The following is an 18,201-nucleotide window of genomic DNA, read 5'->3' as shown; positions in this document are numbered from 1 at the left end:
CATTTCCAAAATCATCGATGATTTGTCACCATAAGTAAATGGTTAAAGTCATCTGTATTACTATTAATTAATCCCTTAATTGTAGCGAGAAACTCATGCTCTAAATAAGGCTTGATCAAGTAAGCCTTAGCACCCAATTCTTGAGCAAGCTGACGATGTTTTTCAGCGCTACGAGAAGTAAGGATTACTACAGGTATTTTTGCCAAGTTTGGGTATTGACGAAAGTTACTTAACAATTCAAAACCATTCATTCGTGGCATCTCTAAATCAGAGACGACAAGTTGAATTTCTGGATGTAACTGTAACTTTTCTAGAGCTTCTACACCATTTTGGGCTTGGATTACTTGATAACCAGATTTTTGCAGAGTCAGAGAGAGAGTTTGGCGCAGACTAATTGCGTCATCTACTACCAAAACAACTTTTGGTGATTTATTATCTGGTTCCTGAGGATAACTAGGTTGGGTTTCTATGGGTAATTTATTATCTGGCTCTTGAGAATAGCTGGGTTGGGTATCTATAGTTTTTGTGGAAGTAGATGCAACAAGTAATGGCGTAGATGAAAAACTATGTCCCGATATCGGCAAAGCTTTTTTATTTGAGGAAGAAGCTACTGGTAGCGCCATGATATCAAGCGTTGTTTGTTGGATCTCGCAAGATTTTACCAGCAATGAAGCATCAATCACTAAGATGAGATTACCATTAGCTAAACTACTACAACCATAAATGTATTTTGGCGGTGCGATCGCATTTCCTAAAGGTCTGATTACTAGTTCTTGTTCGCCAATAATTTGATCAACTTCCAAAGCTACCTTTTCCTGATTCCGTCGTAGCAAAAGCACCGGGTTTTTCGCTACGCTTGGGTCATGAGTATTTGATGTATTATATGGAGTACTACTATTAAAAAATGAACCATTATAATCAATCAACTTTGAAAGCTGACGAAGGCTAACCATAGTCTCATCATTATCTGTGTTCCAATACAAGACTTTTTTCCCTTCGATTTCTTTAATATGTTGTTCAGAAGGAATCACTATTTTTTCAATACTGTCCAAAAGAAGTGCATAAACAACACCTTTGGCTTGAACTAGCATTAATTTTTCTGTAGTCATAGAAAAAGGAATTTTGAGTATGAATATTGTTCCTTGGTTGGGTGAGGATTCAACTGAAATTGAGCCGTTGAGTGCGCGCATTTGAGTACGTACAATATCTAAACCCATACCGCGCCCAGAAATTTCACTAACTTTACTAGCAGTAGAAAATCCAGGCGAAAATATCAAATCTAGAAGTTCAGGTTCAGCCAGATTAGAACCATAGCTTCTAATTTTGTCTTCAGTTTGTATAGGATAAAATTCAACAGCTTTTCTGCGAATTCTGTCTAAATTCAATCCCATCCCATCATCCCGAACTTCGATAATAGTTTGGCTACCCTGATGATAGGCACAGATTTCGATTAAACCTTGTTCTGGTTTACCAAGCTCTCGGCGAACTTGCGGAGCTTCAATACCGTGATCAAAAGCATTCCGTACTAAGTGTAATAACGGATCGTAAAGCTTTTCTGCGATCGCTTTATCTACTAGTACCTCAGTACCAGTAAGTTTCAATTCTACAAGTTTGGCATGAACATTCCCCAACTTATTTACCATGTGTGGGAAGCGATTCAGGATATTGCCCAAAGGCGACATTCGTGCTTCGACTAAGCTATCTATAATATTAAGAGTCAAATTCTCTTGTTTGTCACTAATTTGAGCCGCTTGCGTCACGAGCAAGTCAAGAGATTCTGTGGTTTCTTGTAGTTGCAGTGTCTCTTCTATTGCTTCATGCAATGTAGTATGGAATTCTGTATATACATCCATTTCTAAAGAGTCAAATTTAACTGCAAAACTTTGCGTTTGCTTTGAGGCAATATTTTGTATTTGTAATGGTAAATCACGTAATTCATTTAAAGTGGTTTGGTGTCTAGTGAGTTGCCGGGTTAATTGCTCAATTATTTCTTTAACTTGGTCATCTTGCAAACTCCGCCGTTTTTGGTAAATCAGCAATTCTCCTGCCAGATAATTGAGGTGTTGCAGTCTCTCTGTATCTACTCGAATAAATGAAGGTTGGCGGAGATTTTTAGTTTGAACATACTGTGATTTATCTTCTATTTCTTTATTGATTTGTGTAGTTAAATCAGGCATGACTTCAATAGCTGTTTCTGAAACATCTATAACTACCTGCTCACTGACAGCTAAAGAATCATCAGTCTTGATCGCCACAGCTTCAGGAATAAGATTTTGGTTAGCGTCTTCTCCCCATATTGCTTCTAGGAAGTTATCAGTTATTTGAGAAGATAGAGGCTGAGATATTTCTTTAATAACTAGCAGTTTTTGTAACTTGGGGCTATCAAGCCAATTTTTCTCTTTACCAGTAACAGGAGGATAGTTTTTATATTCTTTTGCTAATGTATGAATTCGAGTTTGTAATGTTTTAATTACCAAGAGGTAACTGTCAGCTTTGTTAATAGAATATTCAAACTTTGCTACTGCAAATAGGATAATTAAAATGATCCCATGTCGATAAATACAAAGATTTTGACTATCTTCTTCATCTTTAATAAAATCAAGAAAATTATTTAGCCAATTTTCAAGATAATTAAGTAATTCTTTGTTTCCTAGTCTAGGAACTAGTAAGGTTAAACTAAGCTCTGCCTCTGGTATTTGTAGTTCGTGATTAAACCAGCCAAAAATGTAGCGGATTACTTTTAAATAAAATTTTGCAGTTGTTGGGTTTACAGGTTCGTTTTTAGTATTATCAGAGGTAGTGATAAACTGGTAAAATTCTTCTTCATTGATGATAAATGTGTCAGTAGAGGAATTATTTTGCAATTCTCCAGATAACTCATTATTCGCCACTGTTGCGAGTTTTTGCAAACCTGGAGAAGCTTCTCCACCAAATGTGCGATCGCCTTCTAGTACCAATTTTTGTGCTTGTTGTAAATCTGCAAGAGCAATTTCTGTAATTTGCTGCACCTGAGTGGGATTTGCTTGCAGCGCTGACAAAATTGTTTGGGAAATTTCTCCCAATCCAGGTAAATTTAGAGATTCTGCTAAACCGAGAAACACCTCAGCTTGAGATTGTAAAAACTCTATAAACTCCTCATTATTTGGTGGATTGTTAACAACTTCAGCAATAGTGTTTAGACGTTGTTCTACTCCTGCTTCAAAAACGGACTGCACAATATCAAAGCCCAGTTCTTCAGAAGTGGGAATATGAGACTCAGCACCAAATGCATCACCCAGTTTTTCTTGCAATTGTGCAAAAACTGAACTTGCTCGGTGCAGCAGTTCTTCATTATTAACATTGCTGCCTATTAGCTCAGTATTTAATGCTATACTCAAACACTCATAAGCTTGTAGTAAAAGTGTTTGTAATTCATCATCAACCACTACTTTTGGGTTGTATAGAGCTTTAAATACATCTTCTAAAAAGTGGGCTATCATCTTAATTACTTCTAGCCCAACATTAGCAGCACCACCTTTAATTGTATGAGTAGCCCGCATTAAGTTATGAACTTTGGTAATGCTATAACCTTCCGATAAGCTAAATAATTCTTGCTCAATAATTTGAACTAATTCCGGAGCTTCAGCTAGAAAGTAGATGTATCCTTGCTCACGAATTTCGTTATCTGTAATCATAATTAGGAGTGGGGAGTTATAAGTTAGGAGTTAGGAGTTAGGAGTTGGAAGTGGGGAGTTGGGAGTTGGGAGTTGGGAGTTGGGAGTTGATCAACCAATTGATTTTTCAGTTGTCTTGACTATTGAACTCAAAATCCGAATGATTTCGTCTGCATAGATTAGTTCATTGGTTAAATCAATATTTACTAGTTTGGACTGTTGTAGTAGACGTAGCCAGTATTTGGTTTCCCTAGCTTCTTTGTATGCAATATACATTTTTGCCAAGAAATCCTTTCTACTCTGGCCACCGCTAGCCTCTTCAACATTCGCACCAATACTTGTTCCACTTCGTAGTAATTGCTTAGAAAGCACATATTCCCGTTGCTTTTGCAGTTTAATATATAGGTGAATAATTTCCAAAGCAAATTGAAAACTCTTCTGTTGAATAATACTCTCTGCCAATTACTCTTCTCCTATCTTCGACTCAAAATCTACAATTAATTAAGGTCAAAGCATTTTTAAATTTGTCAACAAAATAGTGATTTATCTAATTAATGCTTTAACCCAATAACTCCTAACTCCTAACTCCTAACTATTTTTCATTTCACCTTAAACTTACTAGCAGTTGTTAATAGCTCTTGCGCCATGCCTGACAATTCTTGGAACACAGTAGCAATTTCTTGAGATTCAGCAAAAGTTTTATTAGCAATTTCTGCTACATCTTGCATTGACTTTGTGACTGTTACAGATTGCGTCATTTGTTTTTGAGTCGCTGCGGTAATTCGCTCAATTAGCTGACTAATTTCGGCAGTTGCAGAAACGATCGCATTTAAGTTTTGACGAGTGTCACTAACAAGATTTGTACCTTCTACCACCTGCTGAATGCCAATTTCCATAGCTACTGCAACTTCCCCGGTTTCTGCTTGAATCTCCTGGACTAGTTTTTCTATTTCGATGGTTGCTGCTGCTGACTGGCGAGATAAAGAACGAACTTCATCCGCGACAACTGCAAAGCCTTTGCCATATTCACCGGCACGGGTGGCTTCAATGGCTGCATTCAGAGCTAATACGTTTGTCTGTGTAGCAAAATTACCAATCAAATTCACCACTTTGGAGATTTTTTGCGAAGATTCACTGAGGCGTTTAATCTTTTTGCTGGTTTGAGCAACAGTTTCACGAATTCCTTGGATTGCTTTTACAGTCAGGTTCATCGCAGCATCGCCAGACTCTACAGTTTGATTGGCTTGTTGCACCGCTACTTGCACTAACTCAGCATTCGCCACCACAGCTTGAGTAGAGTCTACCATCTGTTGAATGTCACCTAAAGCTGCGGTAATTTCCTCCAATTGTTGTTGCGCTAAATTGGTCAATCCGGCTAGTGAAGCGTCGCTGTTACTGGAAGTTTGGGCAACTTGTTGAGCAGCCCCCTGTACCTGAAGAACTATTTGCCGCAGTGCTTGCAGAGTATTATTGTAAGCATCTGCGATCGTTCCTAGTTCGTCCTCTGTAATCGGTGCGCGTACTGTTAAGTCGCCGTTGAGGGCGGGTCTAAGGGCTGTTAGGAGTTGAATAGATCGTTGTTGTAGTAACTCCTTGGCTGCCTTTTCTCGTGCTGCGGCTTCTGCTAATTTTGCTGACTGTGCTTGTACTTGTTGCAAATATTCGGTTTGTTGTAATGCCAAGCCTAACTGGCTACCAATGCGTGCTAACAAGGTAACTTGCGATTCTTCCCAATCACGAGTTCCAGAATTTTGATAAGCTGCCAGCAATCCCCACAATTGTTCTCCAGCAAATACAGGAACAATTACATAAGCTTTAACTTCAAATTGCTCTAAAACTTCAATGTGGCAAGGAGAATGACCTACCTGATAGATATCATTTACAACAAAGTTTTCCCCTTGGGCATATCGACCTCCTTGAGTTTCTTGCAAGTGGGTATCTTCCCAGACAGTTTTGATATCGGGGCCTACCAGTTTTACCCAAGTATGAGCTACTGATTCTGCTACAAATTCGCCAGTCCAATTAGGGTTGAAGCGATAGACGGCAACGCGATCGCACCGTAGTAATTGGCGTACTTCTTGAGTAGTTGTTTTGAAGATTTCTTCTACATCTAAAGATTGCCGGATGCGGTTACTGATCTTAGTAACAGCTTTCTCTTGTTCTGCTATCTGAGCTAGTTTCTCAGATTTAACGCGAACTAATTCTAAATAATCTATTTGTGATTTAGCTAGGCTAAACTGCAAGCTAATCTGAACCAGAAAGTTCGCTTCCCAAGTTTGCCATTGACGGGGACCAGAATTTTGATAAGCTGCCAACAAACCCCACAATTTTTCCCCGAAGAATATAGGAACAATTATGTAAGCTTTGGCTTCAAACTGCTCTAAAATCTCAATATGGCAGGGAGCAAGCCCTTCTTCATAGGTGTCATTAACGATAAAGTTTTCACCTCTGGCATATCTACCTCCTTTAGTATCTTGTAAGTAGGTATCGTCCAAAACGGTTTTAATATCAGGCCCTACCAGTTTTGTCCAACCATTACCCACAGACTCAGCCACAAATTCACCACCCCAGTCAGCGTTAAAGCGATAGACAGCGACGCGATCGCATCGCAGTGATTGACGCACTTCTTGAGTGGTTGTTTTGAAGACGCTATCTACATCTAAGGATTGTCGGATGCGGCTAACTATCTTAGTAAAAGTTTTTTCTTGTTCAACTATTTGAGCTAGTTGGTCAGATTTCGTTTGCACTTGTTCCAGATATTCTCCTTGTGAGATAGCTACACCAAATTGCAGCCCAATCTGAGTTACAAAGCTTTCTTCCCAAGGTTGCCAATCACGAGGCCCAGAATTTTGGTAAGCTGCCAGCAAGCCCCATAATTTCTCTCCAGAAAATATGGGGGCAATGATGTAAGCTTTCATTTCATACTGCTCTAAAATGTCAATATGACATTGAGCATGGCCCATTTTATAGATGTCATTGGCCACGAAAGTTTCGCCCTTGGCATAACGTCCTCCTTGAGTGTCTTGTAAGTGGCTATCTTCCCAAACCATGTAAAAATCAGGGCCAACCATTTTTATCCAGCCATTACCCACTGACTCAGCAACAAACTCGCCACTCCAGTCATCTTTGAAGCGGTAGACAGCGACACGATCGCATTTTAGTAATTGACGTACTTCTTGAGTGGTTGTTTGGAAAAGCTTTTCGACATTTGATACCCGCAGAATTTTGTCGATGACTTTAGCTACCGATTTTTTTGCTAGTATGCGCTGTTGCTGTTCTTTTTGGAATTCAAAGCTCTGCAATTTGTAGGTCAGTTCTGTTGTAATTTGAGATAATAGACTGATTTCTACTTCTTGCCACTGCCGTGTCGAGGAGCAATTATTTACTGCCAGTAACCCCCAGACTTTACCTTTTACTACAATTGGTAAACTCAAACTAGCTTTGATTTGAAATTTATCTAACAGTTGCTTTTGATAGGGTGTAAGTTGTATCTGATTGATATCGTCAATAACTACAGGTTCTATATAATCTTGATTGGCATATAAACCAAAAACAATTCCGGGAATATTTTCGCCTAAAGTCGGTGTCCAACCTAGTGTTCTAGATTCTGCTAAAACATTACCTGATTCCAGAGAAGTAAACTGATAAATTAAGGCGCGATCGCAGCCAATCTTCTCTCTAATTTGCGCTACAGTGATTTTGAATAGTGTATTAAGGTCTGGAGCTTGGCGCATATGAGTTGCAATGTCTTGCAACTGTCGCCGCGAAGTTTTAAATTCCTGAGCGATCGCATTTAATAAAGATATTTCATTGTTAGCAATATTTGTTATATCAGCTTTACCATTTTGATTTTCTAATTCAGAGATTAGATGCTGATTATCGTGACTATTATACAAAAATGTCATTTGATTATCCTCAATTTTTGTGGCTTGTAATAGGTTGATATTTTACAGGTAAGAATGAACTGGTATTTTGCCATCAATAATTAGGAGATGTCAAAATACTGTATCTATGTTCAATTATGAATCCCCCACATGGGAGCTTGAATAATCGTTATGGCATCCAAATTAAAAATCATATCCTCGGAATCGTTAATAAAATATCCCTGCAAGAAAGGTGATATTTTAGGATAAAATAATTCGGTAGTTGGGGGTTTCATCTGCTGAATATCTAGCCATTCAATATCTATAAGCTGTCGCACCAATAATCCCAAATACTTACCCTTGTTTTCCAGAACAATCGCCATCATTTTTGAAAGTAAGTTTGATCCTTGCGAAATTGGAGGATAACCTAACATTGCCTCTAAATCCACCAACCACAGCATCTCACCCCGCCAGTTATAAATACCTAAAACACTACTGGGCATCTGAGGAACGCCACATATTTCAGGTAATGGTACTTGCAAAACTTCTGTGATATTTTGCAACGAAATTACGGCTGTATCACTGGCTCCCAAATTGAAATTTAAAAACTTTTCTCTGGTTTCCAAATTTATTGATCCTTTTCTTTGATGATTTACTGGTAGCAACTATTTGCAATTATTATTTATTAATCAACCGCTTCAAAGTTACTACTAATTCCTCTCGATTAATCGGTTTTGATAAATAACCATCAGCACCCAACATATTGCCCCAAATTTTATCTACATCACTATTTTTTGTAGAGCAAAAAACTACAGGTATTTGGCTAGTATTGGGGTTGTTTTTTAGTTCGCGGCAAATTTCAAAGCCACTTTTACCTGGTAATATTACGTCGAGAAATATTAGGTCTGGCTTATTTTTATCTATTTTATCTTGAGCCTCTTCACTGCTTTTGGCACTAATCACAGAATAACCTGCCTGTTGCAAGTAACGGCTGATTATTTCCATATCTGTTAAGCCATCTTCAACAACTAAAACAGTATTCATGGTAATTATCCATTAAAATATTTTCAGAATGTAAACAGATTAAGACATACAAACAAGTCCTAAATAATTTGTGAATAAAGGCATGGAAGACACTAGAGGCTAACCCCTAGTTCTTTTGCCATAACCACTATTTCATAACTAAAATAGGACTGCTAAAAATACAAAAAATGTATTTGTCTAATTTTGATCTAATCTTTATTTATTAACCTCAGAAAAAGTACGTAATAAACACTTCTGATCAATTAAAATTTCAAGGTAATCAGATTAATTATCAATAAAATTACTAATTTAACCTAATTACAAACCTCTAAATTAGATTTACTCTTATCGATAGATACACTCGCTGTAGGTAAATACTTACGTACTATAGCCATTACTTTATCAGCTACAACAGGTTTAGTGAGAAAATCTGTGGAACCAACTACTTTGGCACGAACTCTATCTATAAGGCCATCGCTGCCTGTTAATATAATTATTGGTGTGTTGGTAAAAGTGGATATCCGTCGCAACTGAGTACAAATTTCGTAACCACTGGCAACTGGCATAACCAAATCTAAAAAAATCAGGTCTGGTTTATCCTGAATGAGGTTTGGTAGAGCTTGTACAGCATCTTGAATCTTCACAAACCTCAGTCCATTGGAAGTGATAATATCCTCTAGGATTTTACAGACTTGAGGGCTATCATCCACACAAGCTATTAGTGGAGCAGTCCGCTTCTTTAGTTGTGTGTTGCTAGAGTTATTGTTGACTTCAGTAACTCCTAAGGGCAAGTCAGGTACTTCCACCAATTCTATGATTCCTTTAAGAATGTAAGGAAGCAACGAACGCGTTAATGGCAGTACACTCTGCTTCATTTTCACTGCTAAATCTCGCAGAGTAAATTTGCCGTTGATTAAATTGACAAAGTTTTTGTAGACAGATGGGCTTACCATCTGCTGGAGTTGTTCTGGCCGCCGCAGAACTGGTGCCAAGTCAGGAGAAAAATTTGCTAAACCAGCTTCTGACCAAATTTTCCACGAATCTTGCATATGTTTTACAGACATTTCTGCACTCGTGAAGCTCATTGGTGTTTCTAAGATAACTTCTTGGCTACGATTGCAACTTATAGAAGCAAAATTTCCTTGCAGAGCTAGGTCAAATAATAGTTCTACTATCGTGCTTTCTGCAATAGATTGAATCTGTTCACGCTGGATTTTCTGTTTTTTATAAAATATTTCTAGAAGGCGATAATCCCAGTAATCAATTGATACGTCTTGTAAACGCAACTGCAATTTATCAATATCAATTTGAGGACAATTTTGAGACATATGTCTACGCCAGCGCCGGAAGGGGTGAGTTCCACCTGTTGCCCAAACTATGCGTCCTAGCCGATAATAAAAAGTCCATTGACTACCCTTTGAACTTTTAATATTTAATTTGCCATTGTATTGCAACTGAGTACAAGTTTTAAATTCATTAACTATGTTATTTGAAAAAATAAGTTCTGGGTGGGTCATACTTTATTCCTTTTATTGAAAAGCCAGGCGTTGAAAAACCCACATTAGCTATATAGTGGTCAGTAGATATGTCAAAAAGTGGAAATACATTTGGTATATAGCCTAAATCAAGTTTATTAAAAGTAAGAAAGATGTGAAATTGCAAAATTTTTGCTAGAAAATAAACTATTTAGTAGAGAGTTGATTATTGGTATACTTTATTGCTCTCCTAATATTTAATCGCTCGATTAGCTGCTATAATCCACATCATTATTGATATATTATTTTAAGAATTTTTCTAGGAAATCATATCCGTATAAGTTCTGAATTTTCGTTTGAAAATAATTAGCAGTTTCTAGAAATTTTTGTTTTAGCTATTGAGATTGGTAACAAATGTTAAAACTATTGATTTAAATTAACATTTGTTCATACATCTTACTGAGCTTGAAGTTATCTAGAAAACATTATACTTACAAAAAAGGCGTGCTACTAAGAAAAGTAACAGCCATTAATAGAGTATTTATTGAGAAAAATTTCTTTAAGCTTGGTTGTGGTTTTGATAACTTAAAACAGCTGCTCTGAGATTACTTTGATGTTCTGAAAGCAACCGATCGCCCTCGTCTTTTTCCAAACCAGTCCAGTGCATTAATAGCGCTAGCTTAACCCATTTACCACTGCGTTCTAATAAAAAGCCAGCAGCTTCTCGACTTAAACCTGTGAGGTCTTGCAAAATTCGCAAAGCGCGATCGCGTAACTTTTGATTTGTTACTGCTACATCCACCATCCGATTGCCATAAACCTTGCCTAGCTTGACCATCACTCCAGTGGAAAGGATATTTAAAGCTAATTTTGTGACTGTACCAGCTTTCAGGCGAGTTGAGCCAGCGATTATTTCTGGCCCTGTCAATAGGCGAATGTCAATATCGGCATCAAAGCTAACTTGTTCGGCTGGAACACAGGCAATAAAAATAGTAGTGGCTCCCCGTTGACGTGCAGCATGAAGCGCACCGTGGACATAAGGAGTTGTTCCACCAGCAGTAATCCCAACTACTACATCTAGCTGGGTAATTTGTCGCCCTGCGATCGCAGCCTCGCCATCTTGGATGCTATCTTCTAAATCCTCGGAACTGCGTACCAGTGCGCCAGCCCCACCAGCAATAATCCCTTGTACCAACTCTGGGGGTGTACAAAAAGTAGGTGGACACTCAGCAGCATCCAACACTCCTAATCTGCCACTTGTGCCTGCACCGATATAAAATAAGCGTCCTCCGTGGCGCAAACGTTCTGCGGTACGCTCAATTGCTTGTGCCAACTGAACTTTCGCCGCCGCAACCGCCTCGACTGCTTTTTGGTCTTCGCTATTAAACAGCTCCACCAATTCCAGAGAACTGAGCTGGTCTAAGTTAAGACTGTTAGGATTTACCAGCTCGGTTAAAAGATGTCCACGTTCCTGCAAGTTTGTCATTTATCCTTTGTCCGTTGTCCGTTGTCACGTTGTCCGTTGTCATTAGTCACTTAGCGACCAATGACCAGTGACTAACGACTAATTACAACAATCCTTCCAATTTGCGACGCATCTTCTCTAGTTCAGAATCAGATAATTCTGGTTCTTCTAGTGGCTGTTGATTGAGAGGGAAAGTGTCTTCAACAGTATCCTCCTTCTGGGCATCTACTTGCCAGTCGGTTTGTTCGACGTTAAGTTCTGGGGGAGTTACAACTAAATTGCTGTTTTCTGGGATGATTTCCCATTCATATCCAGCACTTTCGCAAAATTCCTTGATTTCCTCAGCATCGATTGGCTCTGGCGTAGGTGAGGGGAAATCCTGAGCTTCCAGCATCAGGGCAAAGCGCGTCGCGTCGTCTTCTGACTCGAACATCAGAATTTTATTGCGATCGCCCTCCCGAATTGTGTGAATTCCCTCATTTTCGGTTCGAGCATTAAAAATTAACACAAAGACACGCATTGGTGTAATCATCTGTCTTTTTTTAAGGTCTATTCATATTAAAGTTCGACGTTGTGCCTGTGCAAAAGTCACAGGAACAATTTTCACTCTATTCAGATCAGATTTACCGGAAAACGCCAATATTATTAAGCATAAGTATTGGATCAGGGAAATACTGTAACTCAACCAATTAGGTCTTGGGTTTAGTTGGCGTATCCTGGAAATGGCATACTGAATCAATGTGTCAGTTAATGCTTGTCTGTGCCAGCAACATCCGGCAATTAATACAGTGAAAGCAAATGACTAAATCTCCCAATCAAGATATTCTGTCTCCGTCGCCTATCCGCAAGCGTCTGTGGTTGCTGGTGTTGAGTCGGGGTAGCATTACTTTGAGCGGACTTTTACTGTTAGGAGTTGTCGTCGGTATTTGGCGGTTGTGGACTTTTGTCCAAACAGAGTTAACGCCGTTGGCACAACAAAGTCTGACTACTACACTCAACCGTCCGGTAAAACTAGGAAGAGTCACACAATTTTCCTTGACAGGAGTGCAGTTTGGGGCTTCAGCTATCCCGGCGACACCCACAGATCCAGATCGGGCCGCAGTCGAAACTGTAGAGGTGGGTTTTGACTTGTTACAACTAATCTTTAACCGCCACTTAAAGCTAGATGTTACCTTAGTCAACCCAGATATTTACATTGACCAGGATGACCAAGGACGCTGGATTTCCACTAAAATAGCGTCGTCACGTGAAGGCGGTGCAATTAAAACCGATTTGGATTACCTGCGGTTCCGTAATGCCAAGCTGGCTTTGATGCCGCAGGAGAGGGCAGAGGAGGCAAGGGAGGCAGGGGAGGCAGGGGGAGCAGGGGGAGCAAGATCGTCCTCATCTCCCGTAACATTTTCTCAAATCAACGGTTCTGCCCAACTTTTAGCAAATAATCAGTTGATCAGGTTTAATGTAGGGGGTCAAGCTGACAGTGGTGGCAGTATTTCTATTCAGGGAGAGACGCGTTCCAAGGTGCTAGCAGGCAACTTTCAGTTGCAAGCACAAGACTTGTTGGCTGCGGATATTACTCGGTTGATTAAGTTGCCAGTGAACTTACAGACGGGTCGAGCCAATGGCGATTTGTTAGTTCGGTTAACACCAGGACAGCAGACTTTATTGTATGGCAGTGCTGCTGTGGAAGGGGTAACACTTCAAATACCCAAAGTCCCGCAACTGTTGAGCAATAGCCAAGGAAATCTCCGCTTCCAGGGGACGGAGTTGCAGTTAAACAATGTTACTACTAACTACGGCAAAATTCCCGTAGTGGCTGCGGGAATCATCGACGCTCAAGCAGGCTTTAAGTTGGCAGGGCGTGTAAATGCGGTAAGTTTGGCTAATGCCCAGGATACCCTCAAGGTAAAACTACCTATGCCGATCGCTGGACAAGTAAAAGCTGATTTGCAGATTACTGGATCAACTAAAGAGCCAATTCTCTCAGGCACAGTCACCACTATTCAAACTGCTCGGATTGATAAAGTTGATTTTAATAGCATCAGTAGTAAGTTTGAACTTGCTACTAGTTCCTCTTTAATTGCCCTAAAAGATATTCAAGGTAAAGTTAAATTTGGTGGTGATATCACGGGCGCTGGCACAATTCAACTCGGTAAAAACCCGCAACTGGATATAAATTTTGCTGCTAAGAATGTTCCAGGGGATGCGATCGCAAAAGTTTATGAAATAACTCCCGCCTTCAAAATCGGCAATGTCTCAGGTACAGCCCAACTAACTGGCGCTCCTACCAACGTCCAAACTTTGGTACAGTTTCAAGCTCCTAACGGAACTTACCCCGGAACTGGCGAAGTTGCGATCGCTCCAAATCGCAACGTTTCTTTCCGCAATGTAGCTCTTAATGTAAGTGGTGGTACAGTCCGGGCAACTGGTAGTTATGCCAATGAGCGTTGGCAAGCTGTGGCTGTTGCCTCTGGGGTAAAATTAGAACCCTTTGTAGACAAAAGTCAACTGCAAAATGTCTCTTTGGCGGAAGCACAGTTTAATGGTCGTCTTATTCTCTCAGGCAGCACAGCACCATTTGAAGTTGCCACGATTCGCAGTGATGGTGGAGGAGTTGAAATTGGCGGCGGTACAGTTGCAGTTTCTAATATCCAACTGCAAGACCAAAGCTTCTCTGCTCAACTTGTAGCTAATGGTGTGCGGTTGGGACAAATATTGAAACAGTCTCCCCCAGCTTTAAAGAACCCATTGGCGGGTACATTTCAAATCGCAGGCAACAGAGATAATTTCAGCCTGAAAACGCTCCGTGGCAGTGGTGAAGGTCGCCTTGCTGTTGGCGGTGGTACGGTTACAGCCTCTAATATTCAAGTGGCTAATGGTGTTTATCAGGCGCAAGTTAAAGCCAATAATGTGCCTGTGCAGCAGTTGGCAACACTACCAAAGCAGTTTCAGGGAGCGTTAACTGGTCAGTTCAATGTAGCGGGTTCTGTTGATTCTTTTAAGCTGCAAACTATTCAAGCCAACGGTCAGGCGCAGATAAATGTTGCGCGTGGGACTATTACAGCCTCTAATATCCAACTTGCCAATGGTATGTATCAGGCACAAGTTCAGGCTAAGAATGTACCTGTGCAGCAGTTGGCAGCAGTACCACCGCAGTTTCGAGGGACGTTAACTGGTCAAGCAAACGTGGCGGGTTCTGTTGAATCCTTCCAACCGCAAACTATCCAAGCTAGTGGTCAGGGACGGGTGGATGTTGCAGGTGGAACGATCACAGCCTCTAATATCCAAGTGGGTAATGGTGTATACCAGGCGCAAGTTCAAGCAAATAATGTACCGTTGCAGCAGTTAGCAGCAGTACCACCGCAATTCCAAGGGACGTTAACTGGTCAAGCAAACGTAGCGGGTTCTGTTAAGTCCTTCCAACCGCAAACGATTCAAGCTAGTGGTCAAGGGCGACTGGATGTTGCAGGTGGAATGATCGCAGCCTCTAATATCCAATTAGCTAATGGTCGCTATCAAGCTGTAGTTGATGCTGACGGTGTGGAATTAAATCGGTTAAATCAGCAATTGCGGGGTCAGTTTGGCGGTCAGTTGCAATTAGCTGGCACGTTTGGATCATCCAAATTAGCTGATGTACGTGCTGCTGGACAAGTGCAATTATCCCAAGGTATCCCTGGTTTTGAGCAACCCCTGACGGCTGCGATCGCTTGGAGTGGTGAAAGACTTACCATTGAACGAGCAACTGCTCCCGGTTTAAGTGTGGCTGGTAATATATTAGCCAATGCTCAGAGAGCAGGTATACCGGAAATTACTGCCCTAAATCTCAACGTTCAAGCGCAGAATTACAACTTAAAACAGTTACCGATCAATCTTCCTAATCAGGTTGCTGTGGCGGGGAGAGTAGATTTTAATGGTCAAATCACTGGTAAGTTGCCCTTGCCAAATGTAGTAGGGCAAATTAATTTACGAGACTTGGTTGTTCAAGATATTGCTTTTGAGCCGTTGTTAACTGGAAACATCGATTCAGTACAGGGACGCGGGTTAAATTTGAACTTAGCGGGTAATAGCGATCGCCTTGCTTTCAATTTAGATGCTAATAATCGCCCGAAATCCTTCTTAGTAAAATGGCAGCAAGCATCAGCTATAGGCAATGTGCAAGGGAATGATTGGGCGCTTAAACTTGCAAATTTCCCCTTACAAATATTGAATTTGACTCCGCCACCAGTTACTCGACTGGGTACTGGTAAGATCACTGGGTTGTTAACTGGGGATTTGCTGTTTAATCAGCAGACATTAGCAGCAACGGGAAATTTAGCGATCGCTAATCCGCAAATTGGCCGGCTTAAAGGCGATCATTTAGCGGCTCAATTCCGTTATGGCAGTGAGAAAGGCACACTCACCAGCAGCGAATTTGTCAAAGGCAAAAGTAGCTACGCCCTTGTCGGTACTTTTGCTCAAAGCCCTAAAGGTCCTCAACTACAAGGTAAACTGAATGTCAACCAAGGAGAGATCCAAGATGTTCTGACTGTAGCGCAGATATTTGATTTACAAAATTTGCCAGGTGGTTCAGCAGAAATCTATGGCACAGCAGAGGATCTAACCACCACCCCTCAAGGAGTGCAAAATCAAACTTTATTAACCCAAATCCAACGGTTTTCTGAAATTGAAGCTTTGGTAGCAGAACAGGAAGAACAGCGACTTAATTCCACTCCCATACCAGATTTGGCAGACTTAAAAGGCACTTTCAACGGGGAAGTGGCTGTAAATACAGCTACAGCCAATGGATTATCAGTGGATTTTAATTTGAATGGACAAAACTTTGCCTGGGGTAAAAAAGAAGAACGAAATCGTTTTTATACTGCCGACAAAGTGATTGCCGAAGGTAACTTTGAAAACGGTGTTTTGAGTTTGCGACCTTTACGGCTTGAATCTGAAAACACGTTGATTGCCTTCACAGGTAACGTTGGCGGTGATGAACAATCTGGACAGTTGCGGGTGAATAATTTGCCAGCACAAGTACTGAATAATTTTGTCAAACTGCCAGTTGGAATCACAGGTAATCTTAACGGTACAGCAGCTTTGGCAGGCAGCATTGCTAATCCCCAAGCTAGAGGGGAATTGCAAATTACAGAAGGATTATTAAATCAGAGCAAAATAGAGTCAGCGATCGCAAGTTTCAGCTATGCCAACGGACGTTTAAACTTTGGTAGTACTGTAGCAGTTGCTGGGCCAAAACCTGTTGATATTACTGGCAGCATCCCTTATAAATTACCTTTTGCTTCCGTGGCACCAGACAGTGAACAAATCAGTTTAGAAATGAAGTTAGAAAACGAGGGATTGGCACTGTTAAACGCATTGAATAATCAAGTAGTATTTGAGGAGGGTAAAGGAGAAGTAGACCTTAAGGTAAGTGGAACATTGCAAAAACCCGAAGTAAATGGAATTGCCACCATTAATGATGCTATTTTTTCAGCCCAGGCTTTGCCAGGAAAGCTGGAAGATGTCACAGGTAGAATACTGTTTAATTTTGACAACATCTCAGTAGAAAATTTTCAAGGTAGATTTAGCCGTGGGAAGGTAGAAGCTGCTGGAAGAATTCCCATTTTCAACAATGAAAACGTGATTATCGACAATCCCCTAACTGTTAATCTCGATCAATTAGCGTTAAATCTGAAGGGACTTTACCTGGGAGGTGCTAGCGGCAATTTACAGATTACTGGTTCTGCCCTTAGCCCAGTAATTGGCGGTAAAGTAAATTTATTTGATGGTCAGGTATTGCTGGCGGAATCTACCGACGCGACTTCATCTGCAAATAGTGGTCTGGGTGTATCACCCACAAAAGATAATAAGCAGAGTAAAGCTGAAATTGGGAATGGGATAGGAAATGCAACCGCTAGATTTAATAATCTAGATTTAGAACTCGGTAAAAACGTCCAAATTACCCGTCCTCCTATTCTCAACTTCCGCGCCACTGGTAATCTCATAGTTAACGGCTCAATCAATCAGCCAATACCCGATGGTACTATTCGGTTAGAACAAGGTGGGGTGAATTTATTTACTACCCAATTTAACCTTGCTCGTGGTTATCAACACACTGCAACTTTTAGCCCTTCTCAACCCCGCGACCCCAACTTAGATATTCGGCTATATGCAAAGGTACTAGACGTAACTCAAAGTAATGACTTCAGCCGGATAAATACCACAGGTTTATCAGCTTTAGAGAGTGTTCGAGTCGAAGCCACTATCAACGGTCTTGCTAGCAAACTGAACGAAAATCTAGAACTAACAAGCAGTCCGTCACGTAGTCAAACCGAAATTGTTGCTCTTTTAGGAGGTGGATTTGTAGACACCCAAGGACGTGGCGACAGTACTTTGGGTTTGATTAACATCGCAGGTTCGGCTGTGTTCAACAATTTTCAGTCAGCTTTTAACCAGATTGGGAGTACCTTTGGCTTAAGTGAACTGCGAATATTTCCTACTATTATTTCTGATAATCCCGAAGCTGGAAGGAGTAGTTCAACTTTGGAATTAGCAGCAGAGGCTGGGGTTGATATTTCTTCAAAAATATCGGTTTCCAGCATCAAGATTTTGACAACAAATGACCCATTCCAGTGGGGTGTTAATTACCGGATAAACGATAAGTTTCGTGTGCGTGCTTCCACTAATTTAGCTGATGATAGTCGTGCAGTAGTGGAGTATCAAACGCGGTTTTAAATAAATCTCTT

The 18,201-nt window shown here is 40.5% G+C and carries 9 protein-coding genes; 1 reads left to right on the top strand and 8 read right to left on the bottom strand.

The genetic code is table 11. From position 1 onward, the window contains the following. Nucleotides 1-11 precede the first annotated feature (11 nt). The 8 genes from H6G96_RS05390 to H6G96_RS05355 all read right to left on the bottom strand — a co-directional run bounded on the left by H6G96_RS05390 (nucleotide 12) and on the right by H6G96_RS05355 (nucleotide 12,011). Nucleotides 12-3,674 (bottom strand): response regulator, encoded by a 3,663-nt coding sequence (locus tag H6G96_RS05390; RefSeq protein ID WP_190910482.1) that lies wholly within the window; start codon nucleotides 3,672-3,674, stop codon nucleotides 12-14. Nucleotides 3,675-3,764: 90 nt separating this feature from the next. Further along, nucleotides 3,765-4,115 carry a four helix bundle protein gene (locus tag H6G96_RS05385; RefSeq protein ID WP_190910481.1) on the bottom strand — a complete coding sequence of 117 codons (351 nt, stop codon included), beginning with the start codon at nucleotides 4,113-4,115 and terminating at the stop codon, nucleotides 3,765-3,767. A 137-nt stretch (nucleotides 4,116-4,252) separates the two neighbouring features. Next, the gene (locus H6G96_RS05380) at nucleotides 4,253-7,558 is read right to left on the bottom strand and encodes a GAF domain-containing protein (RefSeq protein WP_190910480.1); all 3,306 of its coding nucleotides are present in this window, start codon (nucleotides 7,556-7,558) and stop codon (nucleotides 4,253-4,255) included. Between the two features lie 110 nt (nucleotides 7,559-7,668). After that, complete coding sequence (locus H6G96_RS05375; protein WP_190910479.1) at nucleotides 7,669-8,142, bottom strand: chemotaxis protein CheW; 474 nt, start codon at nucleotides 8,140-8,142, stop codon at nucleotides 7,669-7,671. 52 nt (nucleotides 8,143-8,194) lie between these two features. Next, a complete protein-coding gene (locus tag H6G96_RS05370) occupies nucleotides 8,195-8,560 on the bottom strand; it encodes a response regulator (protein WP_190910478.1) in 366 nt (121 codons plus the stop codon). Between the two features lie 293 nt (nucleotides 8,561-8,853). After that, nucleotides 8,854-10,056, bottom strand: coding sequence for a response regulator (locus tag H6G96_RS05365; RefSeq protein WP_190910477.1), 1,203 nt, complete (start codon nucleotides 10,054-10,056; stop codon nucleotides 8,854-8,856). A 517-nt stretch (nucleotides 10,057-10,573) separates the two neighbouring features. Further along, nucleotides 10,574-11,500, bottom strand: coding sequence for an N-acetylmuramic acid 6-phosphate etherase (gene murQ / locus H6G96_RS05360; RefSeq protein WP_190910476.1), 927 nt, complete (start codon nucleotides 11,498-11,500; stop codon nucleotides 10,574-10,576). An 82-nt stretch (nucleotides 11,501-11,582) separates the two neighbouring features. Next, on the bottom strand, nucleotides 11,583-12,011 hold the full coding sequence (locus H6G96_RS05355; protein WP_190910475.1) for a DUF3110 domain-containing protein: 429 nt from the start codon (nucleotides 12,009-12,011) through the stop codon (nucleotides 11,583-11,585). A gap of 266 nt (nucleotides 12,012-12,277) precedes the next feature. On the opposite strand from H6G96_RS05355, the gene H6G96_RS05350 reads away from it, so the two are divergent. After that, a complete protein-coding gene (locus H6G96_RS05350; RefSeq protein ID WP_190910474.1) occupies nucleotides 12,278-18,190 on the top strand; it encodes a translocation/assembly module TamB in 5,913 nt (1,970 codons plus the stop codon). The last annotated feature ends 11 nt before the right edge of the window (nucleotides 18,191-18,201 follow it).

Source organism: Nostoc sp. FACHB-892, assembly GCF_014698795.1.
In the GTDB taxonomy this organism is placed as follows: Bacteria; Cyanobacteriota; Cyanobacteriia; order Cyanobacteriales; family Nostocaceae; genus Nostoc.
Note: the sequence above shows the minus strand (reverse complement) of the source record. Positions and strands in the feature narration are given on the sequence as shown.